Source organism: Caballeronia sp. ATUFL_F1_KS39 (genome assembly GCF_023630985.1).
Taxonomy (GTDB): domain Bacteria; phylum Pseudomonadota; class Gammaproteobacteria; order Burkholderiales; family Burkholderiaceae; genus Caballeronia; species Caballeronia zhejiangensis.
In genome coordinates this window covers 122,977-136,782 of record NZ_JALQDZ010000005.1, presented here as the reverse complement: position 1 = coordinate 136,782, position 13,806 = coordinate 122,977, and the positions used below count along the sequence as shown (strand labels likewise).

The window sequence follows — 13,806 nt, the reverse complement described above, 5'->3', positions numbered from 1 at the left end:
CCTTCAGAACGCCCGCAGGAAAAAATTCAGTCCCCCAGAGCCCAAAGCCATGACAGTCATCAAGCAGGAAGACCTGATTCAGAGCATCGCTGATTCGCTGCAGTACATCAGCTACTACCATCCGCTCGACTATATCCAGGCGCTCGGCCGCGCCTACGAGCTGGAAGAAAGCCCGGCCGCGAAGGACGCGATCGCGCAGATCCTGACCAACAGCCGCATGTGCGCGGAAGGCAAGCGTCCGATCTGCCAGGACACGGGCATCGTCACGGTGTTCGTGAAGGTCGGCATGGACGTGCGCTGGGACGGCGCGACGATGTCGGTCACCGACATGATCAACGAAGGCGTGCGCCGCGGTTATCTGAACCCGGACAACGTATTGCGCGCATCGATCGTGAGCCCGCCCGAAGGCGGCCGCAAGAACACGAAGGACAACACGCCGGCCGTGATCCACTACGAGATCGTGCCGGGCGACAAGGTCGACGTTCAGGTCGCGGCCAAGGGCGGCGGCTCGGAAAACAAGTCGAAGTTCGCGATGCTGAACCCGTCCGATTCGATCGTCGACTGGATTCTCAAGACCGTCCCGACGATGGGCGCGGGCTGGTGTCCGCCGGGCATGCTCGGCATCGGCATCGGGGGCACGGCCGAAAAGGCGATGGTCATGGCGAAGGAATCGCTGATGGACCCGATCGACATTCAGGATGTCATCGCGCGCGGCCCGCAGGACTGGATCGAAGAACTGCGCGTGGAACTGCACGAGAAGGTGAACGCGCTCGGCATCGGCGCGCAAGGTCTCGGCGGTCTTTCGACCGTGCTCGACGTGAAAATCATGGCCGCGCCGACGCACGCGGCATCGAAGCCGGTCGCGATCATCCCGAATTGCGCGGCGACGCGCCACGCGCACTTCACGCTCGACGGCTCGGGCGCGGCGAAGCTCGAAGCCCCGCCGCTCGACGCATGGCCGAAGGTCACATGGCAGCCGAACACGGAGACGAGCAAGCGCGTCGACCTGAACACGTTGACGCCGGACGAAGTCGCATCGTGGAAGCCGGGCCAGACGCTGCTCTTGTCGGGCAAGATGCTGACGGGCCGCGACGCCGCGCACAAGCGCATCGCCGACATGCTGGCGAAGGGCGAGAAGCTGCCGGTCGATTTCACCAATCGCGTGATCTATTACGTCGGCCCGGTCGATCCGGTTCGCGACGAAGCGGTGGGTCCGGCTGGCCCGACCACGGCCACGCGCATGGACAAGTTCACCGAGATGATGCTCGCGCAAACCGGCCTCATCTCGATGATCGGCAAGGCCGAGCGCGGCCCCGTCGCGATCGAGGCGATCAAGAACCACAAGGCGGCGTATCTGATGGCGGTCGGCGGCGCGGCGTATCTCGTGTCGAAGGCGATCCGCGAGGCGAAGGTGCTCGCGTTCGAAGACCTCGGCATGGAAGCGATCTACGAGTTCGACGTGCAGGACATGCCCGTGACGGTGGCAGTCGATTCGAGCGGCACGTCGGTTCACAAGACGGGCCCGGCCGAATGGCAGGCGAAAATCGGCAAGATTCCGGTCGCGACGGCTTGATCGCCGCTTAATGGCGGTTTATCACCGTGACTGAATGACGAGAGCCGGGCGATGCGCCCGGCTCTTTTCTTTGAACCGCCGCCAGTCGAGAAGCGTTTTCATTCTCAGTTTCGTCTGAAACAAAAAATTTCTACCTAACCTTGGCATCGGCACACTCAAGGTTTATCTTTCCAACAGCCCCACGTTACGAACAGGAAACAAAATCATGCAAGGCGACGCGAAAGTCATCGAATATCTGAACGCGCAGTTGAAAAACGAACTGACCGCGATCAACCAATACTTCCTGCACGCGCGGATGTACCAGCACTGGGGCCTCGAAAAGCTCAACAAGCACGAATACGACGAATCCATCGGTGAGATGAAGCACGCCGACTGGCTCATTCAGCGCGTGTTCATGCTCGACGGCCTGCCGAACCTGCAAGACCTGCACAAGCTGCTGATCGGCGAAGAGACCAAGGAAATCCTCGAATGTGACCTGAAGCTCGAGCAGATTTCCCAGTCGACCTGCAAGGAAGCCATCGCGTATTGCGAGTCGGTGCGTGATTTCGTCTCGCGCGAAATCTTCGAAAAGATCCTGCACGACACCGAAGAGCACATCGACTGGCTGGAAACGCAGCTGGATCTGATCGACAAGGTCGGCATCCAGAATTACCAGCAGACCATGATGGGCGATCACGAATAATCGGATGTCCCGCGTAGCGCCCTTCCCGATGCCGAACGAGCGTGCCGCGTCTGACGCGAGCGCGCCGGTCGGCATTTTCGATTCCGGCCTCGGCGGATTGTCGGTGCTGCGCGCCGTGCGCGCGATTCTGCCGCACGAGCGTCTGATCTACGTCGCCGATTCACTGCATGCGCCCTACGGCGAACGCGACGACGATTTCATCGTCGACCGCACGATGGCAATCGGCGAGTGGCTCGTCGGTCAGGGCGCGAAGGCGCTCGTCGTCGCGTGCAACACGGCCACCGCGCAGTCGATCGCGCTCGTGCGCGAGCGTCTGCCGATTCCGCTCGTCGGCGTGGAACCGGGCGTGAAGCCGGCGGCGGCGGTCTCGAAGTCGCGCGTGGTCGGGGTGCTGGCGACCGCCGTCACGCTGCGCTCCGCGCGCTTTCAGTCGCTGCTCGACCGCTACGCCGGCGACTGCCGCTTCATTTGTCAGGCGGGACATGGGCTGGTGCAGGCTGTCGAGCGCTGCGACACCTCGTCGCCCACGCTGATGGCGCTGCTCGAAAGCTATATCGCGCCGATGCTCGATGCCGGCGCCGACACGCTCGTGCTCGGCTGCACGCACTACCCTTTTCTCGATCGCGCAATCCGCGACATCGCGGGCGAGCGGCTGCAGATCGTCGACACGAGCGTCGCCATCGCGCGGCAGCTCGATCGTCTGCTCGACGCGCACGCGCTCAAAAACCTCGCCGCGCCGTTCGACGATATGCCGCGCTTCTGCTCCACCGCCGACGGCGAATCGCAGCGTCAACTCGCCGCCGCGCTCCTTCAGCTCGATGCCAAAGTCGAGCACGTCGACATCCCCTCGCGCCGAACGCGCCTCGCCGAACCCGACATCGTCTGAGGGTTTCTCACGCGCGTTGGCAGTTCCATCGCGCGCTTTGCCCCGTCAGACAAGGCTCCTAGCAATAAACCCGCTAACTTTCGCCCTCTGTTACAAAAAACACGGTCCTGCGCTTGCAAAGGCGCCAATACCGAATGATAATAATTCGCATTAACGCTAACTATTGCGAACGATCATGATTGTCTGCGTCTGCAAATCAGTGTCCGACCGAAAGATTCGAAGCGCCATCGCCGAAGGGGTGGACTCCTTTGATGAACTGCAGTTCGAACTCGGCGTCGCGCTGTGCTGCGGCAAGTGTGAAGAAAGCGTTCGCGACGTAATGGCACAAAGCGGCGTCTGCGCGTCGCGATGCGGCGTTCAGCAGCGCGAGCACGTTGCGCCGCTGACGTTCTACGAGCGCCAGGCTGCCTGAAGCAATTCGCGCGGCGTCGCCGCGCTCAACCGGCGACGCCGATGCTCCGGATGCGCCGCCAGTCGTTTTATCGCCTCCAGCAAGCCAGGTTACCTTCGTATTTCCGGTCACTTTCAGCCAGCCGCGCAACCCTTACCCCTGGAGGGAAAGATGGAATTGCTGATTGGTTTCGTGACTACCCTGTTCATCTCCCTGCTGATTTTCCGAAAATGACGTCGTCTGGTTTCTTCCGCACCGTGCCTGTGCGCTCGTTGGACAGCGAACTCGAGGGCAGCGTCATCAGCAAGCATTCACGCAGCATCACAAGCAGCCAATAACGATGCAGTCCCCGACCACTTCTCCCGCCGCATTCCAGACCGCGCCGACAGCAAATGCGAATCCGCGCGTGATCGCGGCGTGCGTCGCCGTCGTCGCCATTCACGCTGCGTTGCTGGGCGTCGCGCTGACGATGAAGAACGAGCCGCCGCCCCGCCCGATCGAAGCCAAATCCATCACCGCGCAACTGATCAGCGAGACACCGCAGCCCGCGCCGCAGCCGGTCGCCGTCGAAACGCCGCCGCCGCCCAAGCCCGTGCCGCAGCCCGTTCCGAAGCCGCAGCCCAAGCCGAAGGTGAAACCGAAAGTCGAGCCGAAGCCGACGCCGATGCCGGTCACGGAAGCGCCTTCGCAGATCGCCGCGCCCGCGCCGGAACCCACGCCGCCCGCTCCGGCTCAGCCTGCGCCGCCGCCGGCCGCGCCCGCGATCGGCAAGCCGAGCATGGATCTCGCCGCGCCGAAGAACGTCGCGCACCTGAGTTGCAACATCGCGCAGCCCGACTATCCGGCGATGTCCAAGCGCCGCGGCGAAACGGGCACGGCCGTCATCCGTCTGACGGTAGGCCTGTCGGGCAAGATCGAAAATGTCACGCTGCAAAAGAGCAGCGGCTCGTCGCGCCTCGATGACGCGGCGCTCGACGCGGTGCGCGGCAGCGCGTGCAGCCCTTACAAGGAAAATGGCGAAGCGATTCGTGCTAGCGCCACGGTGCCATTCGTTTTCAGTCTGAACGACTGATCGTTTAATTAGATACAAGGAAGGAAACAGAAATGGAAAACTACGGGATTGCGCACGTCTGGGCGCAAGGCGACTTCGTGACGCGGGGCATCGCGCTCGCGCTCGTCATCATGTCGGTGCTTTCGTGGACGGTGATCGTCGTGAAGGCGTGGAACGTCGTGCGCCTGAAGCGCCTCACCAAGAACGCCGAACAGGCGTTCTGGCACTCCGACGACTTCAACGACGGCATCAAGAAGCTCGGCAGCCAGTCGTCGAGCCCGGCGGACAACCCGTTTCTCGCGCTCGCGCTCGCCGGCCAGGAAGCCGCCGACCATCATCATCAGACGCAGCCGCATCTGCACGACCGCATGGACGTGTCCGACTGGATCACGCGCTGCCTGAAAGACGTCATGGACGAAGGCGTCGGCCGCATGCAGGCGGGCCTCGCGATCCTCGCGTCGATCGGTTCCACGTCGCCGTTCGTCGGCCTCTTCGGTACGGTCTGGGGCATCTATCACGCGCTCTTGACCATCGGCGCGACGGGACAGACGTCGATCGATCAGGTCGCCGGTCCGGTCGGCGAATCGCTCATCATGACCGCGTTCGGCCTGTTCGTCGCGATTCCCGCCGTGCTCGGCTATAACGCGCTGACCCGCGCGAACAAGGGCATCGTCACGAAGCTGAACCGCTTCGCGCACGGCCTGCACGCGTTCTTCGTCACGGGCTCGAAGCTTTCGTCGACCAAGCGCGCGACGAACGCCGCGTCGGACAACCTGCGTCTCGCGACGCGCGCGTCGTAAGCCGGGGAGGTCCGCATCATGGCCATGAGCCCTTTCGCCGGAGACGAAGACGACGGCATGATGAGCGAGATCAACATGACGCCGCTCGTCGACGTCATGCTGGTTCTGCTGATCATCTTCCTCGTCACGATTCCGGCCATGCATCACGCGGTCAAGATCGACCTGCCGCACGCGAGCAGCCAGCCGCAGGACGAAAAGCCCGCGCACGTGAACATCGCGATCAAGGCTGACGGCACCACGCTCTGGGACGATCAGCCGATCGACGAAGCGGCGCTCAACGCGCGCATCGCGCAGGCGGCGCAGCAGAACCCGCAGCCGGAGATTCATCTGCGCGCCGATCGTCAGGTGGCGTACGAAAAGGTCGCCGATCTGATGTCGGCGGCGCAGGCAGGCGGATTGACGAAGATCGGTTTCGTCACCGAGCCGAAGAGCGGCAAGTAACAGCCCGACGCGCCCTCTTCCGGGCGCACAAAGTAAAAGGCCTTCATCGTCGGATGAAGGCCTTTTTTCGTGCGCGCTCGGCGCATTCGGGTGAGGCGGTCACTTTGGGTTCGAATAGCCAGAACCGGAAGTTCCGTCGCATGCAGCAGCCGTGGTCGACACGGACAGTGCAATCAACCCTATCAGGCTAACTATCAGAGCAGCCGTCAGTTTTCGCATAAGGAGCTCCTTAGCGAAGGAGGCTTCAATATACCGCCACAAATTGTGACGATCAATTGAATCTGTCCATCGCAAGCGCGCGCTTCAATGCCATAAACCAATGACAAACGCCGATGCGGTCAAACTGTTTCCCGTTCCGGCTGTTCGTGAACAGGACATTCTCCCGGAAAGCGCTGGCCGCTACCGATCGACTCGACGAGAAAATCGACGAATGCGCGGACGGCCGGGACCATGCCCTGACGCGACAAAAACACCGCGTAGAGTTGCGGCGACGGAAACGTCCAGCCGGGCATCACCGGCGATAGCTGCCCGGAGCGCAGCGGCGCGCCGTACATCATCTCGGGCAGCGCCGCGATGCCGACGCCGCGCATGACGGCCTCGCGGATCATCGACAGATCGGCCGTGACGAGGCGCGGCTCGTGCTCGAACTCATGGCGCGTGCCGTCCGGCGCGATCAGACGGTAGACGTGGCGGCCGTCCGCCGACGGCGTGTCGATCGTGTCGTACTGGGCGAGTTCGGCGGGTGTCATCGGTGGCGCATTCGACTTCAGCAGCGATGGCGCCGCGACCAGCATCTGCTCCGTGCGCCACAGCGGCCGCGCGACGACGTTCGAGCTCGCGGGCGGCTCCGAGCGCACGCGCAGCGCGACATCGACGGCATCCTCGAACAGATCGACGACACGGTTCGTCACGCGCATGACGACGCGCACTTCCGGATAGCGGTGCATGAAATCCGGCATCACGGCGGACAGGAACGTCTGCGCGATCGTGACCGGAACGCTCACGCGCACCGTGCCGCGCGGCGAATCGCGCAGGCTTTGCACGACGTTGACGGCCGCCTGTGCCTCGGCGAGCATCGCCTGACAATGCTGATAGAAAAGCTGCCCGGCCTCGGTCAGCGCGAGCTTGCGCGTCGAGCGCTGCAACAGACGCACGCCGAGCGACGCTTCCAGCTCCGACACGCGCCGCGACAGCCGCGACTTCGAGATGCCGAGCACGCGCTCGGCGGCGGAAAACCCGCCGTGCTCGACGACGTGCGAGAAGTACATCAGATCGTTCAGGTCATGCGAGTCGGCTTTCATGAGTCGCCCGGTGGGACTGGAAGAGATGAACATCGACGCGGTTCGTTATCCCCAGCGGGACAATCCATTGCGCCGCGACGGCTTTTACCGCGAAATGCGGCCCATATAATAGCTCTGTGTTTCAAATTTATCGCTATTCCCCTCTTTTCCGTATTCCCGACGCGAGGCAATAATGTCCACCAGCCGCAGCATCGAACGCATCATTCCGGCGACCCGCACTGTCGAAGGCGGCGGATTCGTCGTGCATCGCCCTTTCCCGACCCGTCTTCTGATGGATTTCGATCCGTTCCTCCTTCTCGACGAGATGGGCCCAGCCGACTACGCACCCGGCGAGGCTAAAGGCGCGCCGGACCATCCGCATCGCGGCTTCGAAACCGTCACGTACATGCTCGAAGGCGAGTTCGGTCACAAGGATTCGGCCGGGCATTCCGGCACGCTGCGTCCCGGCGACGTGCAATGGATGACCGCGGGCGCGGGCGTCGTGCATAGCGAGATGCCCGCCGAGGAATTCACGCAACGCGGCGGCCGCGTGCACGGCCTGCAGCTTTGGGTCAACCTGCCGCAGCGCGACAAGATGATCGCGCCGCACTATCAGGAGATTCCGTCCGTGCAGATTCCCGTCGCGACGAGCGAGGACGGCAAGGTCAGCGTGAAGGTCATCGCGGGCGAGGCGCTCGGCGTGAAGGCCGCGATCGAGACGCGCACGCCGATTCTGTATCAGCACTTTTCACTCAAGCCGGGCGCGAAGATCGAACTCGCCGTGCCGCGCGATTACCGCGTGTTCGCCTATCCGCTGTCGGGCACCGCGCTGTACGGTCCGCAAAGCCAGCCGGTGCGCGCGCAGCAGATGGTGATTTTCCGCGACGACAGCGATACGATCGCGCTCGCCGCCGGCGATGAGCCCGTCGAGCTGCTGCTGATCGGCGGCGTGCCGCTGAAGGAGCCGGTCGTGCGCTACGGCCCGTTCGTGATGAACACCGAGGACGAGATCCGCCAGGCCGTGATCGACTATCAGGCGGGCCGGATGGGCGCCATCGCGCATTGATCTGGTCACAGCGAAAACCGCGCAACGGTGCGGCACGAACGGACACATTGCGTCACAATGACCGTTCTTGCCGCGCCGTTTCGGCTTTGTCGTCAATCTTGCAGTCTCAACTTCAACCAGGAGCACGCATGGCCGGACCTTCCGTGACCGCCAGCATCGGCAACATCGACTATCAGGTCCGTCTCGGCGACGGGACGCATTCGTGGGTCGCGGACGAGCCGGCGGCCATCGGCGGCGGCGATACCGGACCGGAACCCGCGTCGCTGCTGCTCGCGAGCCTCGGCGCATGCACGTCGATCACGTTGAAGATGTACGCGAAGCGCAAGGAGTGGCCGCTCGAAGGCGTACACGTCGAGTTGTCGATGACAAGCACCGCCGACGGCACGAACATCGACCGGCGCATCGCGCTCACGGGCGCGCTGTCCGATGAGCAGCGGGAACGGCTCTTGCAAATTGCCAATGCGTGCCCGATGCACAAGGTCCTGTCCGGCGCGATTCGCATCGAATCCGGACTCGCGCCGCAGTGACGCATCGCGGGCACCACGAACGTCCAAGGGAAACGTCGTCTTGAATTTCGAACACCTGATCCAGATCAACGATCCGCTCAATCCGCTTCTCGAATCGCTGACGCGCGAGCAGCTCTGGGAAGGCCTCGTCCTGCGCGCCGAGCAGCCGCAACTATTCGTGATCGGCCTGGATAGCTGCGACATCCTCGCGCGCGATGGCGACACGATGGAACGCGAACTCCACTACGGCCAGGCGACCGTGCGCGACCGCGTGACGCTCACGCCCGGCACCAGCGTGCGCTACGACATTCTGCCGACCGCCGATTACGTCGGCGGCTCGCTCACGATGGCGATCGAGCAGCCCGATGCGGTCCAGCTCTTCCTGCGCTTCACTTACGCCACGACGCTGCCCGAGAACGAAAACGCCACGCCCGATGAGCGTCAGACGCAGGAAATCGTGAAGTCGGCGTATCGCGAGTCGGACATCGACACCGTGCGGCTCATTCGCCAGTTCGCGCACGGCCGCAGGGACGAGAGTCCGCTGCATTGAGCCTCTGACGGATGCGGTGGCGAATGTTTCGCGGCCGCATCGAGACTGGCTATCGAAAGAGGCGCTTCAATCGGAAAGTCTAGTTGCAAATAGGAATAGTTATCATTTACTATAGACCCATCGAATCAACGAACGCACATCTTCCGACATGACCGATACGCCGCGATCCTCCACGCTCAGGCTGCGCCGCCCGGCTGTCCGCGACGCCGCGATCACCCGCCCGAAGGCGACGACCGTGACCACGGTTCATGTCGCGCACGCGGGGGACAGTACCGGCGAGCGATCGCTGAAAAGCGACGCGCTGCTGCAGGGACGCAGTCACGTGAGCATCGTGCATAACGGAGAGACGTACCAGTTGCGTGCGACGCGTTTGGGCAAACTGATCCTGACGAAATGACGCGCAGGCAAGAACAGCCGTAGTACCGGGTATTGTGGGGACCACCTCGCCAAGAGGTGTTTGGCCTTAGCCAGCGAGGACGACTTGCACGCGAGAAATTAGACCCCTTCGTGCAAACACCAGCCAGTCGTCGATAGCAAGCGAAGCCGCTTTTTTTTGGTTCCTGCTTGGGTCACGATGCGCGCCGACGAGCGCTGCATCCGAAAACAGAATGGCACGTCTTCGTTACGAGGACGTGCCATTTTTATTGCGCGAATGCTTCAGACGTTCTCGATGCCGAGCGCCGCGATGCCCGCCTTCGCGATCTGCGCATCCTGATCCGATTTCACGCCCGACACGCCGACGGCACCGACGATGTCCGTGCCCACGAAGATCGGCACGCCGCCTTCGAGCATTGCGGTCATCGGCGCGGAGAGGAACGCCGTGCGGCCCTGCTTGATGGTGTCTTCGTAGACCTTGGTTTCGCGACGGCCGAGCACGGCGGTGCGCGCCTTGCCCGTCGCCATTTCGGCGGTGCTCGCGCCTGCGCCGTCGAGACGATGCAGATGCAGCAGATGTCCGCCATCGTCGACGATCGCAATCGTCACGTTCCAGTTGTGTTCTCTCGCATGCGTCTCGGCGGCCGCGGCCATCGCCTTGACGTCTTCGTCGGTCAGTACGGGTTTGGTTCTCACTTCTCGCTCTCGTTGCCGCGCTTGACGGCGTGGACGGTTTATCGGCTGAAGCCCCAGAACATCAGGTACCACGCGCTGTCCGCAACGGCCAGCGCAGCGACAAACCATACCATCGCAAGAAGGCGCGGAACAAGTGACGATGCATGGCGCCCCGTCACGCGCCACGCAAGCCACGCACTCCAGAGATTCGCGGCCGCGAGCAAGCCGAGCCGCAGACCCGGCACCCACCACAACGGCAGATGCTCGGCGCGCAGCAGCGATACCGTCGTCGCGGACAGGCCCAGGAACACGCCGACGCCCGCAATCGGGATCAGGGCGAGCGTCAGGTGATGCAGGCGCGTCGCGTTCATCTTGCCGAGCATGCGCGTGCCGATGGCGAGCAGCCCGAGCAGCGCCGTGCCGTACACGAGCCCAGTCGCGACGATATAGCCGATGACCATGGTGCCGTCGAGCCACGAGAAGACGTCGTTCTGTTCCGGGTAATGCGTGAACAGGAACCACGGCGCGTTGGTGTCGAGCGGCCAGAGGATGTCGTGATCGATCAGCCAGGCGGCGAGAAATTGCTTCAGATCGACGAACCAGGTGCTCACGGTCCAGTGGAACGCGCCGATCGCGATGCCGAGCAGGCCGTACAGAATGAGCGCGGTGTCCCACGGATTCGCGGCCTTGTCACCGAGCTTCACGACTTCCTCGGACGGCGAGCGCCACGTGAGCGCGATGGCGTCGCGATGGCCGCTACATCGGCCACACATGTGGCAGTCCTGTGCGCCCTTCATGTTGCGCAGCGGGACGAGCGGCGCGCAGTTGATCGGAATCACGCGATGGCCGTGCTCGCCCTTCGTGTACGAACGGCGCCACGCTTCTTCGTCGACCTTGTAGTGAAACGGCGCGAGGCGCGCGAGCAGCGAGAACACGCCGTTGACCGGGCACAGATACTTGCACCACACGCGCTTCTCGCGGCCATACAGCACGCCGATGATCATCGCGCCGACGGTCGAGCCGCCGAGCACGAGCAGCACCGCCTTCGGATACTGATAGACGCTGACCATCTGCCCGTAGATCGTCGTGAGCCCGAATGCGACGAACGGCCAGCCGCCCCAGCGCATCCAGCGCGGAATCGCCCAGCCGCGGCCGAATTTGCTCGCGAACTCCGACAGCGCGCCTTCGGGACACAACACGCCGCACCAGACGCGCCCGAGCATGACCATCGACAGCAGCACGAATGGCCACCAGATGCCCCAGAACACGAACTGCGCGGCGAGCGTGAGATTGCTCCACAGATGCGCGGCGCCGTCCGGCAGCGGCATCACGGCGGGAACGATGATCAGAAATGCATACACGGCAACGACGACCCACTGAATCATGCGGATCGTGCTGCCGTGACGTTGCATCCAGTGGCCGGCTTGTTGAAGCCGGCCCGGTCTACGCATTACGGAACTCATGCTGGACGGCTTGCCGCCTTTTGTTTTTGCGCCATCTGGGTGTTCGAACGGCGCAGCAGAAGATAGATGAAGACCCAGTACACCGCATACGCGACGAGATTCATGCCCGCGGGATGCGCGCGATAACCGGTGAGCGTAGCAACGAGCGATCCGAACGTACTCGAATCATCGAGCAGCCACGACGTGTTCCACACCTGATTGACGATGACCGGCAGCACTTCCATGTCGATCAGCTTGTCGACGCCCGTTTCGAAGAGGCCGGCCGCCAGGAACAGCAGCATGATTTCGGTGACGCGAAAGAACGAGCGCCACGAGAAGATCTTGCCGCCGAGCTGCAGGATATAGAACGTCAGCAGCGCGAGACCGAAGCCGAGAATGATCGCGATGTACTGCGACGCGTCGACGTGCCCCGACTGACCGAAGCCGACGCCGTAGAGAAACACGGCCGTCTCGCTGCCTTCGCGCGCGATCGCCAGCGCGACGAGCACCGCGATGCCCCACCAGTGTCCGTCCTGCGTGCTCTTTTGCAGCGACGTTTCCATGTCGCGCTTGAGCGTGCGTCCGTGGCGCTTCATCCACAGGACCATCTGCACGATCAGCACGCAGGCGATCAGCACCATCGCGGTCTGGAAGTAATCCTGTGCATCGCCCGACAGCACTTCGGTGAAGCCGATGAGCGCGGCGCCCAGCGCCACCGCCGCGAGCAGGCCGATGACGACGCCGGCCCACAGATAAGGCAGGCCCCGGCGCGCCTGATGATCGCCGTTCTTCAGCCACGCGTAGAGAATGCCGACGACGAGCAACGCCTCGACGCTCTCTCGCCACACGATGAAAAGTACCTGCCCCATACCCGACCTCCAGCAATTCCACTTCAAGCGGCCGCGCGCGGTGCGAACATTGCGCGGCACATTCCGTTACTTCGCGACGATCACGCCTTGCGCGGACTGATGAAAATCGTCGAAGAACTTGTATTCACCCGGATCCAGCGGTGCGATCACCACGAACGAATCCGCCCCCGGCGCGAGCACTTTTTCCTTGCGCAACTGCACGCTTTCGAACTCGGCGGCGCCCTTGCCGACGTTATGCACTTCGATCTTGATGCGCTGCCCCGCCGGCACTTCGATGCGCGCCGGATTGAGCTTGCCGTCGTTCATTTCGAGCTTGAACGTCGGCAGGTCGGCGGCGTGCGCCATGTTCATCCCGGCAAAGGCAAACGCGGACATCGCGAGCGCGGCCACCTGATTTTTCAGCTTCATGCGTACTTCCTGAGAGTGAATGCGCCCGGTCCGGGATGCCGGGCGCCACGGACGATCAGTAACCGCCCTTCTTTCCGATGCCCGCGAACGGGAAGTCGTACTCGATCGTGAACGGCTTGAACCACGGACCGACGCCCGTTTCCTTGTCGGTGTGACGGCCGAACGCCATGTGGCCTTCCTGCGACGGCGGCGAAATATGCAGCTTCAGGTGATACTTGCCCGGCCCGAAGAGCTTGACGTTGTCGCCGTAGTGCGGGCCGTCGCTCGCGACCATCGGCATCAGGTCGCCCTTGATGGTCTGCGTCGTGCCGACCTTCGTGAGTTCATACGTGACTTGCAGATACGGCATCCAGTCGCCTTCGGCGAAACCGGTCGGGTTGTTCTTGACCGCGTGGATATCCGCCTCCAGGTGGATATCCGAATCCGACGCCTTGCGCATCATGCCTTCCGGCGACATCGTGATCGGCTGCAGATACACGGCGCCCGTTTCCATGCCCGCCTCGATGTGCTGCTTGCCGATCGGATATTCGGCTGCCGACGCTGCCATCACCGCCGTGAGACCTGCGGCGGCGACAAGGCCGCGCATCAACGTTGAACCCATCAGAAAACTCCTTGTTGTTATCGATTGGCACGCGTGCCACGCGAGCCTTGCCACTGAGATACCGGAGCGCCGCTCGGTCGGCGGCGTTAGCACAACTCTGTGAACGTTAATACGAACCATTCTCAATGTTCGTCAGTTTAGCATCGTTCGATTCCCGCAACAATTTGAGCGAGCTTACAGACCTAGGCGCAGTAAGGCTTTTCGCCGACT

At 63.0% G+C, this 13,806-nt stretch carries 17 protein-coding genes; 11 read left to right on the top strand and 6 right to left on the bottom strand.

The features are described from left to right. The first annotated feature begins 49 nt into the window (after window positions 1-49). The 7 genes from NCR93_RS05320 (at window position 50) to NCR93_RS05290 (ending at window position 5,824) form a co-directional block, all read left to right on the top strand. Window positions 50-1,573, top strand: coding sequence for a fumarate hydratase (locus tag NCR93_RS05320; RefSeq protein WP_175979931.1), 1,524 nt, complete (start codon window positions 50-52; stop codon window positions 1,571-1,573). A gap of 205 nt (window positions 1,574-1,778) precedes the next feature. Next, window positions 1,779-2,255: a bacterioferritin gene (bfr, locus tag NCR93_RS05315; protein ID WP_008350427.1), complete on the top strand. Its 477-nt coding sequence runs from the start codon at window positions 1,779-1,781 to the stop codon at window positions 2,253-2,255. A gap of 4 nt (window positions 2,256-2,259) precedes the next feature. Further along, window positions 2,260-3,141: a glutamate racemase gene (gene murI / locus NCR93_RS05310; RefSeq protein WP_239294956.1), complete on the top strand. Its 882-nt coding sequence runs from the start codon at window positions 2,260-2,262 to the stop codon at window positions 3,139-3,141. A gap of 175 nt (window positions 3,142-3,316) precedes the next feature. Next, window positions 3,317-3,553 (top strand): (2Fe-2S)-binding protein, encoded by a 237-nt coding sequence (locus NCR93_RS05305; protein WP_008350432.1) that lies wholly within the window; start codon window positions 3,317-3,319, stop codon window positions 3,551-3,553. Between the two features lie 319 nt (window positions 3,554-3,872). Continuing rightward, window positions 3,873-4,604 (top strand): energy transducer TonB, encoded by a 732-nt coding sequence (locus tag NCR93_RS05300; protein ID WP_034472124.1) that lies wholly within the window; start codon window positions 3,873-3,875, stop codon window positions 4,602-4,604. A 32-nt stretch (window positions 4,605-4,636) separates the two neighbouring features. Then, the gene (locus NCR93_RS05295) at window positions 4,637-5,383 is read left to right on the top strand and encodes a MotA/TolQ/ExbB proton channel family protein (protein WP_008350435.1); all 747 of its coding nucleotides are present in this window, start codon (window positions 4,637-4,639) and stop codon (window positions 5,381-5,383) included. Window positions 5,384-5,401: 18 nt separating this feature from the next. After that, a complete protein-coding gene (locus tag NCR93_RS05290; RefSeq protein WP_008350436.1) occupies window positions 5,402-5,824 on the top strand; it encodes an ExbD/TolR family protein in 423 nt (140 codons plus the stop codon). Between the two features lie 338 nt (window positions 5,825-6,162). On the opposite strand, the gene NCR93_RS05285 is transcribed toward NCR93_RS05290, so the two are convergent. Beyond that, on the bottom strand, window positions 6,163-7,125 hold the full coding sequence (locus tag NCR93_RS05285) for a LysR family transcriptional regulator (protein ID WP_008350437.1): 963 nt from the start codon (window positions 7,123-7,125) through the stop codon (window positions 6,163-6,165). A 172-nt stretch (window positions 7,126-7,297) separates the two neighbouring features. Here NCR93_RS05285 and NCR93_RS05280 point away from each other — a divergent pair, with 172 nt between their 5' ends. The 4 genes from NCR93_RS05280 (at window position 7,298) to hemP (ending at window position 9,623) form a co-directional block, all read left to right on the top strand. Next, window positions 7,298-8,170 carry a pirin family protein gene (locus NCR93_RS05280; protein ID WP_008350438.1) on the top strand — a complete coding sequence of 291 codons (873 nt, stop codon included), beginning with the start codon at window positions 7,298-7,300 and terminating at the stop codon, window positions 8,168-8,170. A 128-nt stretch (window positions 8,171-8,298) separates the two neighbouring features. Beyond that, window positions 8,299-8,697, top strand: coding sequence for an OsmC family protein (locus NCR93_RS05275; protein ID WP_175979930.1), 399 nt, complete (start codon window positions 8,299-8,301; stop codon window positions 8,695-8,697). A gap of 40 nt (window positions 8,698-8,737) precedes the next feature. Next, a complete protein-coding gene (locus tag NCR93_RS05270) occupies window positions 8,738-9,226 on the top strand; it encodes an SRPBCC family protein (RefSeq protein WP_008350440.1) in 489 nt (162 codons plus the stop codon). 148 nt (window positions 9,227-9,374) lie between these two features. After that, window positions 9,375-9,623, top strand: a complete 249-nt coding sequence (gene hemP / locus NCR93_RS05265) for a hemin uptake protein HemP (protein WP_008350441.1) — start codon at window positions 9,375-9,377, stop codon at window positions 9,621-9,623. Window positions 9,624-9,883: 260 nt separating this feature from the next. Here the strand turns inward: hemP and NCR93_RS05260 are convergent, their stop codons facing one another. From NCR93_RS05260 to NCR93_RS05240, 5 genes are all read right to left on the bottom strand, one after another. Then, entirely contained in the window at window positions 9,884-10,297 is a 414-nt protein-coding gene (locus NCR93_RS05260; protein WP_008350442.1) for a GlcG/HbpS family heme-binding protein, read from the bottom strand. Window positions 10,298-10,335: 38 nt separating this feature from the next. Then, complete coding sequence (locus NCR93_RS05255; protein WP_174447730.1) at window positions 10,336-11,739, bottom strand: 4Fe-4S binding protein; 1,404 nt, start codon at window positions 11,737-11,739, stop codon at window positions 10,336-10,338. Next, on the bottom strand, window positions 11,736-12,587 hold the full coding sequence (locus tag NCR93_RS05250; RefSeq protein ID WP_175979929.1) for an FTR1 family iron permease: 852 nt from the start codon (window positions 12,585-12,587) through the stop codon (window positions 11,736-11,738). Before NCR93_RS05250 ends, NCR93_RS05255 begins: the two co-directional genes overlap by 4 nt. A gap of 66 nt (window positions 12,588-12,653) precedes the next feature. Then, on the bottom strand, window positions 12,654-12,962 hold the full coding sequence (locus tag NCR93_RS05245; RefSeq protein ID WP_372492535.1) for a cupredoxin domain-containing protein: 309 nt from the start codon (window positions 12,960-12,962) through the stop codon (window positions 12,654-12,656). An 88-nt stretch (window positions 12,963-13,050) separates the two neighbouring features. Continuing rightward, window positions 13,051-13,596 carry an iron transporter gene (locus NCR93_RS05240; protein WP_372492533.1) on the bottom strand — a complete coding sequence of 182 codons (546 nt, stop codon included), beginning with the start codon at window positions 13,594-13,596 and terminating at the stop codon, window positions 13,051-13,053. Window positions 13,597-13,806: the final 210 nt, after the last annotated feature.

Bases quoted from the DNA above. Each gene is read 5' to 3' on its own strand.
- NCR93_RS05320 (WP_175979931.1), top strand. From the start codon at position 50: ATGACAGTCATCAAGCAGGAAGACCTGATTCAGAGCATCGCTGATTCG.
- bfr (WP_008350427.1), top strand. From the start codon at position 1,779: ATGCAAGGCGACGCGAAAGTCATCGAATATCTGAACGCGCAGTTGAAA.
- murI (WP_239294956.1), top strand. From the start codon at position 2,260: ATGTCCCGCGTAGCGCCCTTCCCGATGCCGAACGAGCGTGCCGCGTCT.
- NCR93_RS05305 (WP_008350432.1), top strand. From the start codon at position 3,317: ATGATTGTCTGCGTCTGCAAATCAGTGTCCGACCGAAAGATTCGAAGC.
- NCR93_RS05300 (WP_034472124.1), top strand. From the start codon at position 3,873: ATGCAGTCCCCGACCACTTCTCCCGCCGCATTCCAGACCGCGCCGACA.
- NCR93_RS05295 (WP_008350435.1), top strand. From the start codon at position 4,637: ATGGAAAACTACGGGATTGCGCACGTCTGGGCGCAAGGCGACTTCGTG.
- NCR93_RS05290 (WP_008350436.1), top strand. From the start codon at position 5,402: ATGGCCATGAGCCCTTTCGCCGGAGACGAAGACGACGGCATGATGAGC.
- NCR93_RS05285 (WP_008350437.1), bottom strand. From the start codon at position 7,125: ATGAAAGCCGACTCGCATGACCTGAACGATCTGATGTACTTCTCGCAC.
- NCR93_RS05280 (WP_008350438.1), top strand. From the start codon at position 7,298: ATGTCCACCAGCCGCAGCATCGAACGCATCATTCCGGCGACCCGCACT.
- NCR93_RS05275 (WP_175979930.1), top strand. From the start codon at position 8,299: ATGGCCGGACCTTCCGTGACCGCCAGCATCGGCAACATCGACTATCAG.
- hemP (WP_008350441.1), top strand. From the start codon at position 9,375: ATGACCGATACGCCGCGATCCTCCACGCTCAGGCTGCGCCGCCCGGCT.
- NCR93_RS05255 (WP_174447730.1), bottom strand. From the start codon at position 11,739: ATGAGTTCCGTAATGCGTAGACCGGGCCGGCTTCAACAAGCCGGCCAC.
- NCR93_RS05250 (WP_175979929.1), bottom strand. From the start codon at position 12,587: ATGGGGCAGGTACTTTTCATCGTGTGGCGAGAGAGCGTCGAGGCGTTG.
- NCR93_RS05245 (WP_372492535.1), bottom strand. From the start codon at position 12,962: ATGTCCGCGTTTGCCTTTGCCGGGATGAACATGGCGCACGCCGCCGAC.
- NCR93_RS05240 (WP_372492533.1), bottom strand. From the start codon at position 13,596: ATGGGTTCAACGTTGATGCGCGGCCTTGTCGCCGCCGCAGGTCTCACG.